General features: G+C 71.3%; 14 protein-coding genes. 5 read left to right on the plus strand and 9 right to left on the minus strand.

All coding sequences use genetic code 11. The features are described 5' to 3' along the window. Positions 1-27 precede the first annotated feature (27 nt). The 5 genes from mptB to ACLJQF_RS38430 all read right to left on the minus strand — a co-directional run bounded on the left by mptB (position 28) and on the right by ACLJQF_RS38430 (position 7,110). Entirely contained in the window at positions 28-1,563 is a 1,536-nt protein-coding gene (gene mptB, locus ACLJQF_RS38410) for a polyprenol phosphomannose-dependent alpha 1,6 mannosyltransferase MptB (protein ID WP_410615198.1), read from the minus strand. A gap of 146 nt (positions 1,564-1,709) precedes the next feature. Then, entirely contained in the window at positions 1,710-3,359 is a 1,650-nt protein-coding gene (locus tag ACLJQF_RS38415) for a dipeptide ABC transporter ATP-binding protein (RefSeq protein WP_410615199.1), read from the minus strand. Further along, positions 3,356-4,252 carry an ABC transporter permease gene (locus ACLJQF_RS38420; protein ID WP_410615200.1) on the minus strand — a complete coding sequence of 299 codons (897 nt, stop codon included), beginning with the start codon at positions 4,250-4,252 and terminating at the stop codon, positions 3,356-3,358. Before ACLJQF_RS38420 ends, ACLJQF_RS38415 begins: the two co-directional genes overlap by 4 nt. Continuing rightward, positions 4,249-5,274, minus strand: a complete 1,026-nt coding sequence (locus ACLJQF_RS38425) for an ABC transporter permease (RefSeq protein WP_410615201.1) — start codon at positions 5,272-5,274, stop codon at positions 4,249-4,251. Before ACLJQF_RS38425 ends, ACLJQF_RS38420 begins: the two co-directional genes overlap by 4 nt. Positions 5,275-5,277: 3 nt before the next feature. After that, positions 5,278-7,110, minus strand: a complete 1,833-nt coding sequence (locus tag ACLJQF_RS38430) for an ABC transporter substrate-binding protein (RefSeq protein WP_410615202.1) — start codon at positions 7,108-7,110, stop codon at positions 5,278-5,280. 181 nt (positions 7,111-7,291) lie between these two features. On the opposite strand from ACLJQF_RS38430, the gene ACLJQF_RS38435 reads away from it, so the two are divergent. Continuing rightward, a complete protein-coding gene (locus tag ACLJQF_RS38435) occupies positions 7,292-8,119 on the plus strand; it encodes a M55 family metallopeptidase (protein ID WP_410615203.1) in 828 nt (275 codons plus the stop codon). Beyond that, positions 8,112-9,410 (plus strand): M20/M25/M40 family metallo-hydrolase, encoded by a 1,299-nt coding sequence (locus tag ACLJQF_RS38440; RefSeq protein WP_410615204.1) that lies wholly within the window; start codon positions 8,112-8,114, stop codon positions 9,408-9,410. Before ACLJQF_RS38435 ends, ACLJQF_RS38440 begins: the two co-directional genes overlap by 8 nt. Here ACLJQF_RS38440 and ACLJQF_RS38445 read toward each other — a convergent pair. Further along, positions 9,407-10,147, minus strand: coding sequence for a dienelactone hydrolase family protein (locus ACLJQF_RS38445; protein WP_410615205.1), 741 nt, complete (start codon positions 10,145-10,147; stop codon positions 9,407-9,409). The genes ACLJQF_RS38440 and ACLJQF_RS38445 overlap by 4 nt on opposite strands. A gap of 66 nt (positions 10,148-10,213) precedes the next feature. After that, a complete protein-coding gene (locus tag ACLJQF_RS38450; RefSeq protein WP_410615206.1) occupies positions 10,214-10,633 on the minus strand; it encodes an ester cyclase in 420 nt (139 codons plus the stop codon). A 100-nt stretch (positions 10,634-10,733) separates the two neighbouring features. On the opposite strand from ACLJQF_RS38450, the gene ACLJQF_RS38455 reads away from it, so the two are divergent. Both ACLJQF_RS38455 and ACLJQF_RS38460 read left to right on the plus strand, forming a co-directional pair. Beyond that, positions 10,734-11,327 (plus strand): PadR family transcriptional regulator, encoded by a 594-nt coding sequence (locus ACLJQF_RS38455; protein ID WP_410615207.1) that lies wholly within the window; start codon positions 10,734-10,736, stop codon positions 11,325-11,327. Between the two features lie 6 nt (positions 11,328-11,333). After that, the gene (locus ACLJQF_RS38460) at positions 11,334-12,314 is read left to right on the plus strand and encodes an NADPH:quinone reductase (protein WP_410615208.1); all 981 of its coding nucleotides are present in this window, start codon (positions 11,334-11,336) and stop codon (positions 12,312-12,314) included. 58 nt (positions 12,315-12,372) lie between these two features. On the opposite strand, the gene ACLJQF_RS38465 is transcribed toward ACLJQF_RS38460, so the two are convergent. After that, the gene (locus tag ACLJQF_RS38465; protein WP_410615209.1) at positions 12,373-13,338 is read right to left on the minus strand and encodes a zinc-binding dehydrogenase; all 966 of its coding nucleotides are present in this window, start codon (positions 13,336-13,338) and stop codon (positions 12,373-12,375) included. A 55-nt stretch (positions 13,339-13,393) separates the two neighbouring features. On the opposite strand from ACLJQF_RS38465, the gene ACLJQF_RS38470 reads away from it, so the two are divergent. Continuing rightward, on the plus strand, positions 13,394-14,155 hold the full coding sequence (locus ACLJQF_RS38470; protein ID WP_410615210.1) for a helix-turn-helix domain-containing protein: 762 nt from the start codon (positions 13,394-13,396) through the stop codon (positions 14,153-14,155). Here the strand turns inward: ACLJQF_RS38470 and ACLJQF_RS38475 are convergent. Further along, complete coding sequence (locus ACLJQF_RS38475) at positions 14,106-14,783, minus strand: class I SAM-dependent methyltransferase (protein ID WP_410615211.1); 678 nt, start codon at positions 14,781-14,783, stop codon at positions 14,106-14,108. The genes ACLJQF_RS38470 and ACLJQF_RS38475 overlap by 50 nt on opposite strands. Positions 14,784-14,794 lie beyond the last annotated feature (11 nt).

Genomic DNA, 14,794 nt, shown 5'->3' on the forward strand with positions numbered 1-14,794 from the left:
TCCTCAAGGTGGCCTTCACGAACTGGGTCAGCCGCGGAGGAACTTCTCCGGGCGGCGCCAGGCGTCGATGATGCCCAGCGGGTCCGGGCGCAGCAGGGAGGCCGCGGAGTAGAGGCTGGCCAGCACGACCCCGGCGATGAACCACCAGTCGTACAGGGCCTGCTCGCCCGTCGGGTAGTACACGAGCGTCACGAACACCGATACCGCCACCACCAGCGCCAGGTGGCGAGGCTGCCACTTGAACGCCGACAGGAGCACGAAGCCCCAGGTCAAGTACCACGGCAGGGTCGGCGGCATGAGGATCGCCACGGCCAGGAGCGAGATGCCGGCGCGGTAGACCGCCTCGGTGCCGCCACCGCGGGCGAGCCACCACTGGCGGACGCCGATGGCGATCAGCAGGAGCATGCCCGCCGCGCGGGCGACCGTCACGAACGGTGAGACCTGGACGTCCACGATCAGGTGGACCAGGTTGTAGAACACCTCGCCGATGCCGGTCGGGATGTTGAGCCAGTTGGCGATGAGCTGGGGCGCTTTGAGGCCGGACCACCAGCCCAGGTTGAGCGAGCCCAGCGAAATCCACGTCCCCGCGACGAACACCGGCAGGAACAGGCCCACCGAGGCCGCGCCGGCGCGCAGGAAGTTGCGGACCTTCGACTCGCCCGTGAGGTGGTTGGCCCACATCCAGACGATGAACGGCAGCGCGATCGCCGCGGTGGGCTTGATCAGCATGCCGATCGTGACCAGGACGACCGCGAGCACGTGCTTGCGTTCCAGGGCGGCGAGGACGCCGATGGTGAGGAACGCGAGCATCATCAGGTCGTTGTGCGGGCCGCCGAAGAGGTGGATGACCATCATCGGGCTGGCCACCGCGAGCCACAGCGCGACCGGGAGCTTGCCGCCGAGGTGCTTGACCAGCCGCGGGAGCGCCCACAGCGTCCCGGCCAGGCCCACCAGCAGCACGACGCGCATCAGGATGACGCCGAGAATCATGTTGTCGCCGGTGGTGGCGACCACGCCCTTGGAGATCAGCAGGAACAGCGGCCCGTACGGGGCCGGGGTGGTCTGCCAGAGCGGGTGGACGTTCTGCACGACGTTCGGCAGCACGTCGAGCTCGGCCGGGCCGTTGGCGTACGGGTCGAGCCCGTAGAGCAGCTGGGCGCCCTGGCCGAGGTAGGAGAAGACGTCGCGGGTGAACAGCGGCGGCGAGATGAGCAGCGGCGCCATCCAGCACCCGGCAGCGACCAGGACGGGGCGGCTGCCGACGCGGCCGAGCAGCACGTAGCGGCCGAGCCGGACCCAGGCCCAGACGACGAGGCCGAAGCCGGTGTAGAGGACGGCGTTGGCGAGCATGCGCCCGTGGCCGTAGCGGATCCACGAGAGCGGGCCGTGGCCGAGCACGGGATCGTTGATCAGGATGCCGCCGGCGCCGAACGCCGCGAGCATCAGCAGGGTGCTGCCGACGGTGCCCATCGCGATCGTGCGGTACGGGAATCGGGAGGGCACGCGGAGCCGCTCGGCCAGTCCGGTCGAGGGCGTCTGTGCGGGGTCGGTGGTGGTCGCCATTTCCGTTCGGAGATTACACACTGCGCTCGTGCGGGGTTCCCGCAGTGCCGGTTTTCGGGCCCCGCCCCGCGGTCGTGAGTGGTAAGTAGGGTTCTAACCCTACTTACCACTCACGACCAGCCGCGGCAGACCGCTGTGGGCGAGGGTCAGGTTTCGACGGTGCGGCGCTGGGCGGTGCCGCCGGGCAGGGCGGCCAGCAGGGACTTCGTGTACTCGTGCTGCGGGTCGAGCAGGACCTGTTCGACGGTCCCGGTTTCGACGAGCTTGCCGCGGTACATCACGGCGACGCGGTCGGCGATGTTCCAGGCCAGGCCCAGGTCGTGGGTGATCACCAGGGCGGCGAGGCCGAGTTCGCGCCGCAGCCGCAGCAGCAGCGCGAGGATCTCGCCCCGCACCGAGGCGTCGAGCGAGGCGACCGGTTCGTCGGCGACCACCATCGACGGTTCGAGCGCCAGTGCCCCGGCGATGACGACGCGCTGGCGCTGGCCGCCGGAGAGCTGGTGCGGGAGCCGGTCGGCGTACTTCCCGGCGGGCCGTAGCTCGGCGGCCTCCAGCGCCCGGTGGACGACGGCGCGTTCGTCGGCGAGTTTGTGGATCCGCGGGCCCTCGGCCACGGCCTCGTACACGGTGTGGGCCGGGTTGAGCGCACTCGTCGGGTCCTGCAGGACGAGCTGGACCTGACGGCGGTAGGCCTTGAGCCCGGCGCCGCCGGCGGGCACCGGCTTTCCCGCGTAGCGGACCACGCCGGAGTCGGGTTTCTGCAGGCCGAGCAGCGTCCGGGCGAGGGTGGTCTTGCCGGAGCCGGACTGGCCGACCAGTGCGACGATCTCGTCGCGGGACACCGTGAGGTCGACCCCGGCGACGGCGTCGATGCGCCTGCCGGTGCGGTCGCGGAAGGACACACGCAGGTTCTCCGCGGCCAGCAGCGGCTCCCCCGCCACCCGCTCCGGGGGTTCGGGCGGCAGCGGATTGCTGGTGGCCGGGGCGAAGCGCGAGACCGGGTCGCCGACGGTGGGGAACGCCGCGGCCAGCGCTCGCGTGTGCTCGTGGCGAGGCGAGCCCATCACCTCGGCGCTGGGGCCTTCCTCGACGATCTGCCCGTCGTACATCACGGCGATGCGATCGCAGGTGGCGGCGAGCACGGACAGGTCGTGGCTGATCATGATCAGCCCGATGCGCTGGTCGGCGACCAGCTTGGTGAGCAGGGCGAGGACCTGGGCCTGGACGATGACGTCGAGGGCGGTGGTCGGCTCGTCGGCGATGATCAGCCGGGGTGAGCAGGCCAGGGCCATGGCGATCATGACGCGCTGCTTCTGTCCGCCGGACAGCTCGTGCGGGTAGGCGCCGGCGCGGCTCGGGGGCAGGTCGACCTGGGTGAGCAGGTCGGCGACGCGGGCGTCGACCTGCGCGTCGGTGAGGGCTTTCCCGGACGGCGGGTGCAGGCGCAGCGGTTCGGCGATCTGCTCGCCGATCTTGCGGACGGGGTTGAGCGCGTGCATGGCGCCCTGGAACACCACCGACGCCTCGGCCCAGCGGACCGCGCGCAGCCGTCCCCACTTCATGGTGGTGACGTCCTGGCCGTCGAGGAGGATCTCGCCGGTGATCTTCGCCGTGCGGGGCAGGAGCCGCAGCACGCTCATCGCGACGGTGGACTTGCCCGAGCCGGATTCGCCGGCGACGCCGAGGGTGCCGCCGGGGTCGAGGGTGAGGCCGACGCCGCGGACGGCGGGGACGGCGGTGTCCCCCACCGCGTAGGTGACGTTCAGGTCCTGGAGCTGCAGCAGCGGGGTGGTCACTTCTTCAACCTCGGGTTGAACACGGTCTCCAGCCCCCGGCCGACCAGGGTGAAGAAGAGGACGACGAGGACGATGGCGATGCCCGGCGGGAGCACGTTCCACCAGGCGCCGCGGCTGATGGCGCCGTTGTTGAGCGCGTTCTCCAGCACCAGGCCCCAGGTGATGGAGTTGGGGTCGCCGACGCCGAGGAACGACAGGGTCGCGTCGGCGATGACGGCGTTGCCGACGACGAGGGTGGTGTTGGCCAGCACCAGCGGCATCACGCCGGGCAGGACGTGCCGGCCGATGATGTGCAGGTGGCCGCCGCCGAGGGCGTGGGCGCGCTCGATGTAGGGGCGGCTTTCGATGGTCAGCGTCTGGGCGCGGACGAGCCGGGCGGTGCTGGGCCAGGCGGTGAGGCCGATGGCGATGATGATCGTGCCGACGCCCTTGGGCAGCACCGCCGAGAGCGCGATCGCGAGGATCAGCGAGGGCAGGACCAGGAAGAAGTCGGTGAACCGCAGCAGCGTCGCCGACACCCAGCCGCCGAAGTGGGCGGCCGTGATGCCGATCAAGGTGCCGATGACCACCGACAGCAGCGCGGCGGAGAACCCGACGAGCAGGGAGATCCGGGTGCCCCAGACGGTCATCAGCAGCACCGAGCGGCCGAAGTTGTCGGTACCGAGCCAGAAGTCGGCGTTCGGCGGGGACAGCGGTGCCCCGGTGGCCTTGGTGACGTCGAGGCCGCTCTCGTCGCTGATCAGCGGCAGCAGCAGGGCGACGAACACGGTGGCGCCGAGCAGGACGAGCCCGGCGAGCGCGGCGCGCTGGCCGGCGAACTCGCGCCAGGTCCTGGCCAGCGACGCGCGGCGGCGGCTCCAGGCGATCTGCCGCGGTGTCTCGGCGGTGGTCATGAGGTACGCACCCTCGGGTCGAGCACGCGGTAGAGCAGTTCCGCGAGCAGGTTCATCAGCACCACCGCGCCCGCCAGCACGGTGAACACGCCTTGGAGCACCGGCAGGTCCGGCCCGTGCAGGGCGTCGTAGGTCAGCTGGCCGAGGCCGGGCCAGCTGAACACGGCCTCGACGGTGACCGCGCCGGCCAGCACCGAGCCGAACTGCATGAACACCAGCGTGGTGGTCGGCAGCAGGGCATTGGGGACGGCGTGGCGGCGGCGGACGAGGTCGTCGCGCAGCCCCTTGGCGCGGGCGGTGGTGAGGTAGTCGGCGTTCATCTCCCCCAGCAGCGACGACCGCATGATCAGCATGTACTGGGCGTAGAACACCGCCAGCAGCGTCACGCACGGCAGCACCAGGTGGTGCAGGACGTCGAGGGTCTGGGACAGGACGTCGGGGGCGGCGTCCGGGGAGTGCATGCCGCGGCTGGGGAACAGGCCGCCCGTCGCCACGAGCAGCATCAGGCCGAGCCAGAACTGCGGGACCGACCAGAGGGTCAGGGCGAGCCCGGTCTGGGAGCGGTCGAAGAAGCTGTCGCGGCGCCAGGCGGCGCGGATGCCCAGCCAGAGCCCGAGGACGACGGCGAGCAGGGTGGCGCTGCCGACGAGCAGGATGGTCGGCCAGAGGCGTTCGCCGATCATGTCGGCGACCGGGCGGCCGTTGTTGAGCAGCCGGGACTCGCCGAGGTCGCCGTGCAGCAGGTTCCAGAAGTAGTTCCCGAACTGGACGAAGACGGGCTTGTCGACGCCCATCTTCTCGCGCAGCTCGGCGATCATCTGGGGGCTGGTGGGGTGGTCGCGGGTCATGGCGGCGACCGGGTCGCCGGGCAGCATCCGGAAGAGGAAGAAGAACAGCACGATCACCAGCGCGATGCTGATCAGCGCTTCGACGATCTTCGTGAGCACGAACCGGGCCGTGCCGGTACCGCCGTGGTGCTCGTCAGGGTCGACGAGCACCACGGCCTGGTCGGGGGTGGTCATCTCTTACTCGCGGTCCTCTGCGGTCTTGCCGCGACGGCCGAGCATGATGCCGCCGCCGACGAGGACGACCACGACGACCGCGCCGATGACGATCCACAGCACGGTGTTGCCGCTGCCGGAGTCGGCGGCGTTCGTGGTGCCCGCCGGGGTGGCGCCGTAGACGCCCCAGTAGCCGGTCTGCTCGAGGATGGCGCCCTTGGGCTGCGGCTGGGTGGTGAACGCGGAGAACTTGTCGGAGCGGTAAGCCTCGAGGGCGTTCTGGTAGTCGAGCACGATCGTCGGGAACTGGCTGTAGAGCCGGGCCTGTGCCTGCTTGACGTACTCGGCGCGCTTGGCGTCGTCGGTTTCGGTGAGCTGCTTCTTGTAGATTTCGTCGTACTGGGTGTCGCAGAAGAAGGTGTCGGTGCTGCCGCCCTTGCCGTCCGGGGCGGGCCGCGCGCCGCAGGTGTGCAGCGAGAGGGCGTAGTCCGGGTCGGGGTTGGTGCCGTAGCCGCCGATGGCGAGGTCGTACTTGCCGGCCTGGGTGCGGTCGGACAGCTCGTCGTCGGAGACGAGGTCCTGCTTGACGGTGATGCCGATGTCCTTGAGCCAGCCGGTGACGTACTGGGCGACGCCCTGGTCGTAGCTGCGGTTGGCGTGGCCGGTCAGGCGCAGTTCCAGCTTGGCGCCGCCGGGGGCGGTGCGGGCGCCGTCGGGGCCCTTCTTGTACCCGGCCTGCTCGAGGGTGGTGTTGGCGGCGGCGAGGTCGAACTTGACCTTCTCACTGTCGCTGGGGTCCCAGTGGTAGTCGGCGTAGATGGCCGGCACGACGCCGCCGCCGACCTGGCCGAGGCCCTTGAGGACCTTGTCGACGATGGCCTGGGTGTCCACCGCCTGGGTGATGGCCTTGCGGACGTTGAGGTCCTTGAGGACCGGGTTGCCGTCCCCGATCGGGTTGTTGGCGTTGTCGGTGACGCCGAAGTTGATCGACAGCTCGTCGTAGCGGCGGCCGGGGGCGGCGTTGGTGGTGATGCCCTGCTGGCCCTTCAGCGCTTCGAACTGGTTGGGGTTGAGCCGGTTGATGACGTCGACTTCGCCCTGCTTGAGCGCGTTGACCGCGGCCTCGGTGTCCTTGAACACCAGCAGCTGCAGTTCGTCGACCTTGGGGGCGCCGCGCCAGTAGTCCTTGTTGGCCTTGAACTTGACGTACTCGTTCGGCTTGTACTCGGTGAGCTGGTAGGGGCCGTCGGAGACGCCGGCGACGGCGAGGGTGTCGGTCGAGGGGGCGTTGAGGTCCTTGATCGGTTCCCAGATGTGCTGGGGCACGATCGGCACGTCGAGCAGGTTCATGTTGACCTGGACGGCCTTGGTCTTGACGACGAGCGTGGTGTCGTCGGGTGCGGTGACCGTCTCGAAGTTGGCCACGTAGTTGCCGTTGGCGGTGCGGGCGTTCTCGTCGGTGAGCATGCGGTTGAAGGTGAACGCCGCGTCCTTGGCGGTCACCGGCTGCCCGTCGCTCCACTTGACGCCGCTGCGGATCTTGAACGTCCAGGTCAGCTTGTCCGGCGACGGGGTCCAGGACTCGGCGAGCGCGGGCGAGGCTTCGGCCTTCTCCGCGTTCGGGATGGTCAGGAACTCGAAGGTGAACCGGCCGATCTGCGTCGAAGCCGAGAGCGCCGCGGTGAAGGGGTTCAGGTGGTCGATGCCGGTGGTGAGCGCGACCCGCAGCACCTTGCCCTGCTGGGCCTGTGCGGGAACGGCGAGCGGGATCGCCGCCAGTGTCGCGGCCGCGAAGACCGCGCCCACGCGGGCGAATCGCCCGGATCTGCGTTGGAACTGCACCGAAAACCACCCCATCGTTCGCTTGTGAACCTCCCCAAGGACGAGAAGTAACCACATATCGGGACAACCGCGCAATATGTTGCCGCCTCGGCAGGTGCCCGATCGTTATCGACCCGCTGATCGTCACGCTGAGTGACATTCGGCGATGGTGGCGTTTCGCGTCCGGGGGCCGGGCGCGCTGGCTAGAGTGCCCGGCATGCGCATCCTGATCTCGGCGGACATGGAGGGCGCCACCGGTGTCACCTGGACCGACGACGTCGTGCCCGGTTCGCCGCAGTGGGACCGCTTCCGGCGGCTGTTCACCGGCGACGTCAACGCCGTGCTGGCCGGGCTGTACGAGGCCGGGGCGAGCGACGTGCTGGTCAACGAAGCGCATTCGTCGCAACGGAATCTGCTGCTGGAGGACCTCGACCCGCGGGCGCGGATGCTCACCGGGCGGCACAAGCCGCTGTCGATGATGCAGGGCATCGATTCCGGTGTGGACGGTGTGGTGTTCCTCGGCTACCACGCCGGCGCGGGCTTCGACGGGGTGCTTTCCCACACCTACCTGGAGAACCAGATCACCGGGGTGTGGCTGGACGACGTCCCGGCGAGCGAGGGGCGGCTGAACGCGGGCATGGCCGCGGAGTACGGCGCCCCTGTCCTGCTCGTTTCGGGTGACGACAAAACGTGTGACGACGCCCGTGATTACGCTCCGGAGGCGGAGCTGGTCCAGGTGAAGGAGTGCGTGAGCCGGTACGCGGCGATCTGCCTGCCGCCGGCGCGCACCGCGGAGCTGCTGACCGGCGCGGCCGCCGACGCGATGGCCCGGGCAGGCCGGGAGGAACGGCGGGTGAGTGCGCACCGGATCGAGGTGGAGTTCGACGCGAGCCACCTGGCGCAGGCGACGGCGGTGATCCCGACGGTGGAGCAGATCGGGACGCGGCGGGTCGGGTTCGACGCGCCGACCATGACCGAGGCGATGAAGGCGTTCAAGGTCGTCACGGCGATCGCGGCGGGGGCGGTGCAGGGTATTTATGGCTGATGTCGTCGAGCTGTGCGCGGACCTGATCCGGTTCGACACGACCAACCGCGGTGGCAACGACGCCGAGCCGGAGCGGCCGGCGGCGGAGTACGTGGCCGCGTTCCTGGACGGCCTGGGCATCCCCTCGCGGATCCTGGAGGCCGCGCCCGGGCGGGCCAGCGTGATCGCGCGGGTGCCGGGGACCGATCCGGCGCTGCCGGCGCTGCTGGTGCAGGGGCACCTGGACGTCGTCCCGGCGGACGCCGCGGACTGGTCGGTGCCGCCGTTCGCCGGCGAGGTGCGCGACGGCTACCTGTGGGGCCGCGGCGCGACCGACATGAAGGACTTCGTCGCGATGGTGCTGGCCGCCCTCGCCGGCGGGGCGCGGCCGCGGCGTGAGCTGGTGCTGGCGTTCGTCGCCGACGAGGAGGACCGCGGGGACTGGGGCGCGCACTGGCTGGTGGCCGAGCACCCGGAGCTGTTCGAAGGGTGTGCCGCGGCGATCAGCGAGTCGGGTGGCTACACCTACCACGTGCCCGCTGCCGACGGCCGGAATGTGCACCTGTACCCGGTCGGGACGGCCGAGCGCGGGACGGCGCACCTGCGGCTGACCGCCCGCGGCCGGGCCGGGCACGGTTCTCGCCCGAACGAGGAGAACGCCGTCACCCGGTTGGTGGGTGCGCTGCACCGGATCGCCGCGCACCGGTGGCCGGTGTCGCTGACCCCGGCGGTGCGGGCGTTCCTGGAGCGGACCGGCGCGGCGCTGGGCGTCCCGGTCGACCTGTCGTCGCCGGGCGGGGTGGACGCGGCGGTGGCGGCCCTGGGCCCGGCCGGCTCGCTGGTGGTGCCGACGGTGCGCAACAGCACGACCCCGACGATGCTGGACGCGGGCTACAAGGTGAACGTGATCCCGTCGACGGCGACCGCGCAGGTCGACGTCCGGGTGCTGCCGGGCACCGAGGAGTCGTTGTTCGCCGCGCTGGACGAGCTGCTCGGCGAAGGCGTGACGCGCGAGTTCGTCGCGCACCAGCCGCCGGTGCAGGCGCCGGTGGATTCCCCGTGGTTCGCCGCGATGGCTCGTGCGTTGCAGGAAGAGGATCCCGAAGCCGTGGTGGTCCCGTACTGCCTGGGCGGCGGGACGGACGCGAAGGCGTTCACCCGGCTGGGGATCGACTGCTACGGCTTCGCGCCGCTGTGGCTGCCGAAGGGGTTCCCGTACCGGGCGATGGCGCACGGGGTGGACGAGCGGGTGCCGGTGGCCGGCCTGCACTTCGGCACCCGCGTCCTGAACCGGTTCCTCGAGAGCTGCTAGCTCGGCCCGTCGGCGAAGGCACGGCCGAGGAGCGCGAGCAGGCGCTCCCAGTGGAGCTGCCGGCCGGCGGGGGCGAAGGCGTCGGTGTCGGCCATGGTGAAGCCGTGGACGGTGCCGGGGTAGATCTCCGAGGTGTACTCGACCCCCGCGGCGTCCAGAGTCCGGTTGAGTTCGGCGAGCGCCTCGGGCGTCAGGTCGGTTTCGGCGTGGCCGAAGTGGACCCGGGCGGTGAGCCGGTGCAGGGTGTCAGGCCCGGCGGCGCCCACCGGGGCGTGGAATCCGGCGAGGGCGGCCACCCGGTCGGGGTGGGCGGCGGCGGTGTGCGTCGCCAGGAGGCCGCCGATGCAGTACCCGGTCACCGCGACCGGGCCGGGACCGACCTCGGGCCGGGTGGTGAGGAACTGCAGGTAGGCGTCGGCGTCACGCAGGATCCGTTCGGTGGTGTGCGCTTGGATCATCGGCATCAGCTCGGCGAAGATCGCGGGCCGGGCTTCTTCGCCGATGTGCTCGGGAAGGTCGAGCACCGGCGCCGGGCCGTGGCGGTAGAGGAAATTGGGGACGAGCACGTAATACCCGTGACCGGCCAGTTCTTCGGCCAGTTCCCGCAGCACGGGCCGGATGCCGAAACCGTCCGGGTACATCAGCACCCCGGCGTGCGGCCCGCCGTGGCCGGGGAATGCAGCGAAAGCGTCGGCCTGACCGTCCGCGGTGGGGATCTGCAGTGAGGTGGTGGGCATGATGACCGAGCCTAGATGAGTGCTGCGCAAGCCCGGGCTGGTGATCGACGACCCTGAACTGCGCTCTCAGGGTGCAGGCACGGCACCGATCTGCTGCAGCACGCCGAGGAGGTCGGGCTGCCCCCGCTCCTTGATGATCTTTCCGCCTGCCAGGTAGTAGAAGTTCATGGCCTGGACCGAGATCGTCCTTCCGCTGGCCGGGATTCCGAAGAACTCGCCCTGGTGCGTTCCACGCATGGTGAACCGGGCAGCCACCGTGTCGCCCTCGGTGACGGTCTCTTCCAGCGTCCACCGGACATCCGGGAAGCCCGCGCGCATCATCGCGATCAGCTCCAGGTAGCCCTCGGGCCCCCGCAGCGGTTCCGGGTGGCTTGGCGCATGAAACTCGGCGTCCGGGGCGACGACCTCGCGGGCAAGATCCTCGTCGGCTGTGTTGATGAACTCGACGAAGCGACTCATCACGGATTCGGTGGATTGCGGCGACATGTCCGTCCGCCTCTCTTCTTGCACTTCCTCGCCACGAGCGAGCGGAACTCCTACCGTACATCGATTCGATGTGTGCATCGAATCGATGTACGGTAGGACCATGGCCATGCTTGACCTGGCGATCCTGGGCTTCCTGGCCGAGCGGCCGTTGCCCGGACATGAACTGCGCCGCCGCGTCTCGGAGCTGATGGGCTACACCCGGCCGGTGAGCGACGGCAGCCTGTACCCGGCGATCAAGCGTCTTGCCGCGGCGGGCCTGCTGAACCGGCGCGCGGACCCCGCGGGAGGTGGGGCCCGCTACCTACTGACGGTCACCGCCGCCGGACGTGCCGACCTGCTCAGGCGGCTTCGCACGCCGGCTGAGCACGAGATCAGCGACTTCACGCGGTTCTTCACGATCTTGGCGTTCCTGTCCCTCCTACCGGACGTCGACGAGCAGCATGCGGTGCTGCGGCGGCGATTGGAGTTTCTGGAGGCACCGGCGAGCTTCTTCTACGAGGGCGGCCGGCCGCTGCGCGCCGAGGACAGCGCCGATCCCTACCGGCGCGGCATGCTGCTGACCGCCCGCGCCATCAGCAGCGCCGAACGCGCCTGGTTGCACCAGGTGCTGGACGGTGACCAGCCGGCCGCCGCGCGCGCCGAGACCGATCCTCCGACGCCTGAAAACCCGTCAGCCGATCAAACCCGAAAGTAGCCGCTCATGCTTGCCTCCTGGTACGACCGCCAAGGGCCCGCCGCCGACGTGCTGCGCGTCGGCGAACTGCCCGACCCCACCCCCGGCCCGGGCGAGGTCCGCGTTCGCGTCACCGTCTCCGGGGTCAATCCCGGCGACACCAAGAAGCGGCGCGGTTGGCTCGGCTCGTCGATGCCCTTCCCGCGGGTGATCCCACACAGCGACGCCGCCGGGGTCATCGACGCCGTGGGCGATGGGGTGGACGAGCGCCGCGTGGGACAGCGGGTGTGGACCTACGGCGCCCAGTCGTACCGGCCCTTCGGCACGGCCGCCCAGTACACCGTCGTACCCGCCGGTCTGGCTGTCCCGCTGCCCGGCCACCTCGGCGACGAGCTCGGCGCGGCCCTGGGCATCCCCGGCATCACCGCCCACCGCGCCGTGTTCGCCGACGGCCCGGTGGACGGCAAGCTCGTGCTGGTGCACGGCGTCCTGGGCGGGGTCGGTTCCCTGGCCGCTCAGCTCGCTCGCTGGGGTGGGGCGAGGGTGCTCGGCACGGTCCGGCGCGGCGCGGACCTCGCACAGGTCGACCCGGCTGTCGTGTCCCACGCCGTGGCGCTGGACCAGCAGGACCCGGCGGCGGCCATCCGCGCGTACGCGCCCGAGGGCGTGCACCGGGTCGTCGAGGTCTCCCTGTCCGACAACGCCGACCTGGACAACGCCGTCGTCGCGAACGGCGCGGTCATCGCCGCCTACGCGACGCGCGTGGATCGGACCGAGATCCCCTTCTGGAACCTGCTGTTCACCAACGTCGTCCTGCGCTTGGTCGGCAGCGACGACGTCCCCGAAGAGGCGAAACGCCAGGCAGCGCGCGATCTGACCGCCGCGGCCGCCGTGGGCGCCCTGACCGTCGAGGTCGGCGACCGCTATGAACTGGCGGACATCGCCAAGGCCCACGACCGCGTCGACGCCGGTGGCCGCGGCCGCGTCCTGGTCACCCTGCCCCGATGACCCCACCCCGTCCTCCGCTTCGGCGCCGGCTGAAGGGCGGCGGACGACTGCCACCGGATCACGGCACCACGACGAGTTTTCCGGCGGCGCGGTCGTCCTCCATGTACCGGTGGGCGGCGGCGATGTCGGCCAGTGGGAAGACCCGGTCGACGTGCGGGCGGTAGGTGCCGGCCTCGACGTCGCCGACGATCCGCTGCAGCAGTTCCGTGCTGCCTTTGAGGTCGTCGCTGTGGAAGGCGGTCAGCTTGGTACCGGAGGGGATCGTGGCGATGGGCTCGAAGTCCGGGACGATCCAGCCGCTGAGCGAGCCCGCCACGCACACGGTGCCACCGCGGCGGACCAGGCGCAGCGAGTCCACGGCCGTGCGGGCGCCGACGAGGTCGAGGACCCAGTCCGGGCCGTCGGGCCACAGCTCGGCCAGGCCGGTCAGCGGGCCGCCGTCGTCGATGAGGACGTGGCCGGTCAGCGCGGCGGCCTTGTCCGGCCGCCGGGTGGTGGCGGCGACGTCGAGGCCGTGGCCGGTCGCGATGGCGGCGGCGGCCAGCCCGACCGACGACGTGCCGCCGCGGATCAGCAGCCGCCCGGTGCTGCTCGGTCCGATCCCGAGTGCGTCGAGTGCACCGTGGGCGGTCAGGTACGTCTCGGGGAGGGCGGCGAGGACGTCCCAGGGCAGGGTGGTGGTGACCGGCATCAGCAGCGGGTTCGGCAGCAGGGCGTATTCGGCGTAGCCGCCGTCGAAGGCGCGGCCCATCTCCCCCATCATCGCCGCGACCGTGGTGCGGCCGGGGAGCCGCGGGTCGGTCGAGGCGGCGACCGTGCCCACGCATTCGATCCCGAGCACCCGCGGGAAGACGACGCCCGGGGAATGCCCTTGCCGGGTCCGCAGCTCCGACCGGTTCAGGCCGGCGCCCTTCACCTGTACCAGGCTCCAGCCGTCCCGGACCGCCGGGACCGGCAGCTCCCGGATCTCCAGTACGTCCGGGTCACCGGCCCGGACGCACACCGCAGCTCGCATCGTGTTCATGGGTCCCACTCTCACCGGCGGGCGCGGTGGCCGACCACCGGTAGAATGCCAAGTCATGCCCATTGGCCGCCAACCCGCGCCGGCCTCGCGGATCTGGCCGTCCGGCGGGGTGCACCTGTGGCCGCCGGGCGGCACCAGCGAGGCGGACGTCCACGAGCGGGGACACCTGGTCTACGCGGCCCGGGGCGTGCTGTCGGTGCACACCGAGCGGGGGACGTCGATCGTGCCGGCCAACCGGGTGGCCTGGACCCCGGCCGGGTTCGTCCACCGGCACCGCGCGCACGGCCACACCGACATGCGGATCGTGTTCCTGCCCGCGCCACTGGCCCGGCTGATTCCGGGTCACCCGGCCGTGTTCACCGCTTCGGGGCTCGCCCGCGAGGTGCTGCTCGCCCTCACCGGCCCGCGCGAGTACGACCGGGCGGCGAGTGCCCGCCTGCGCCGGGTTTTGGTCGACGAACTGCGCGAAGCGCCCGAGCAGCCGCTGCACCTGCCCGAGCCGCGCGACGACCGGCTGCGGGCCATCGCGCGGCGGCTGTACGAGGAGCCCGGGGACACCACCTCGCTGGCGGAACTCGGGCAGCGGATCGGCGCCAGCGCCCGCACCCTCAGCCGGTTGTTCCGCGACGAGCTCGGGATGACGTTCCACGAGTGGCGCACGCAGGTGCGCGTCGGCCACGCGCTGGTCCTGCTCGCCGACGGCCACGACACCGCCTACACGGCACGGGCGTGCGGCTGGGCGAACCCGAGCCACTTCATCGCGGCGTTCACGGCGGTGGTGGGGACGACCCCCGGGCGGCACCGGGCCAGCGGGTGAAGGTGGCCCAGTAGCGGGCGCCCTCGCGGATGGTCTCCAGGCTCACCAGCCGGACGCCGTCCTGGGCGACGGATTCGATCTCGGCGCGGCTGAACGGCCACGGCGGCCCCTCCCCCGTCGCGATGCCGGTGCTTTCCTCCGCGACTTCGCTGACCAGCGCCGTGCCGCCCGGGGCCAGGAATCCGGCCAGGGACGCCACCGCCGCGGGCCGGAACTCGCGCGGCATGGCCTGGATGTTGATGATCTCCACGACCAGGTCGAACGCGTACGCCCACTCCCCCGGCGGGTTCAGCAGGTCGGCCACGACGTAGTCCACTTCGGACCGCGGGAACCGGGCACGGGCGGCCTCGACCGCGGCCGGTGCGACGTCGAAGGCGGTGACGGCCCAGCCGGCCGCGGACAGCAGTTCCGCGTCGTCGCCCAGCGCGCTGCCCACCACCAGGGCCCGGCGACCCTCGCCCGGGTGGACCCACGCGGCCAGGTCGGCGTTCGGTTCGCCGCGGGTCCACGGGACCTCGGCTTCGCCGCGGGCGGCGGCGGTGTAGAGCCGGTCGAACCAGGCGGTCGGGTCTCCTTCGGCGAGGGAGGCGCGGGCGAGGACGCGGTCGGCGGGTTCCGATGTCGTCATGGTCGTGACGA

Origin of the sequence: Amycolatopsis sp. lyj-109 (assembly GCF_046548995.1) — a bacterium.
In the GTDB taxonomy this organism is placed as follows: Bacteria; Actinomycetota; Actinomycetes; order Mycobacteriales; family Pseudonocardiaceae; genus Amycolatopsis.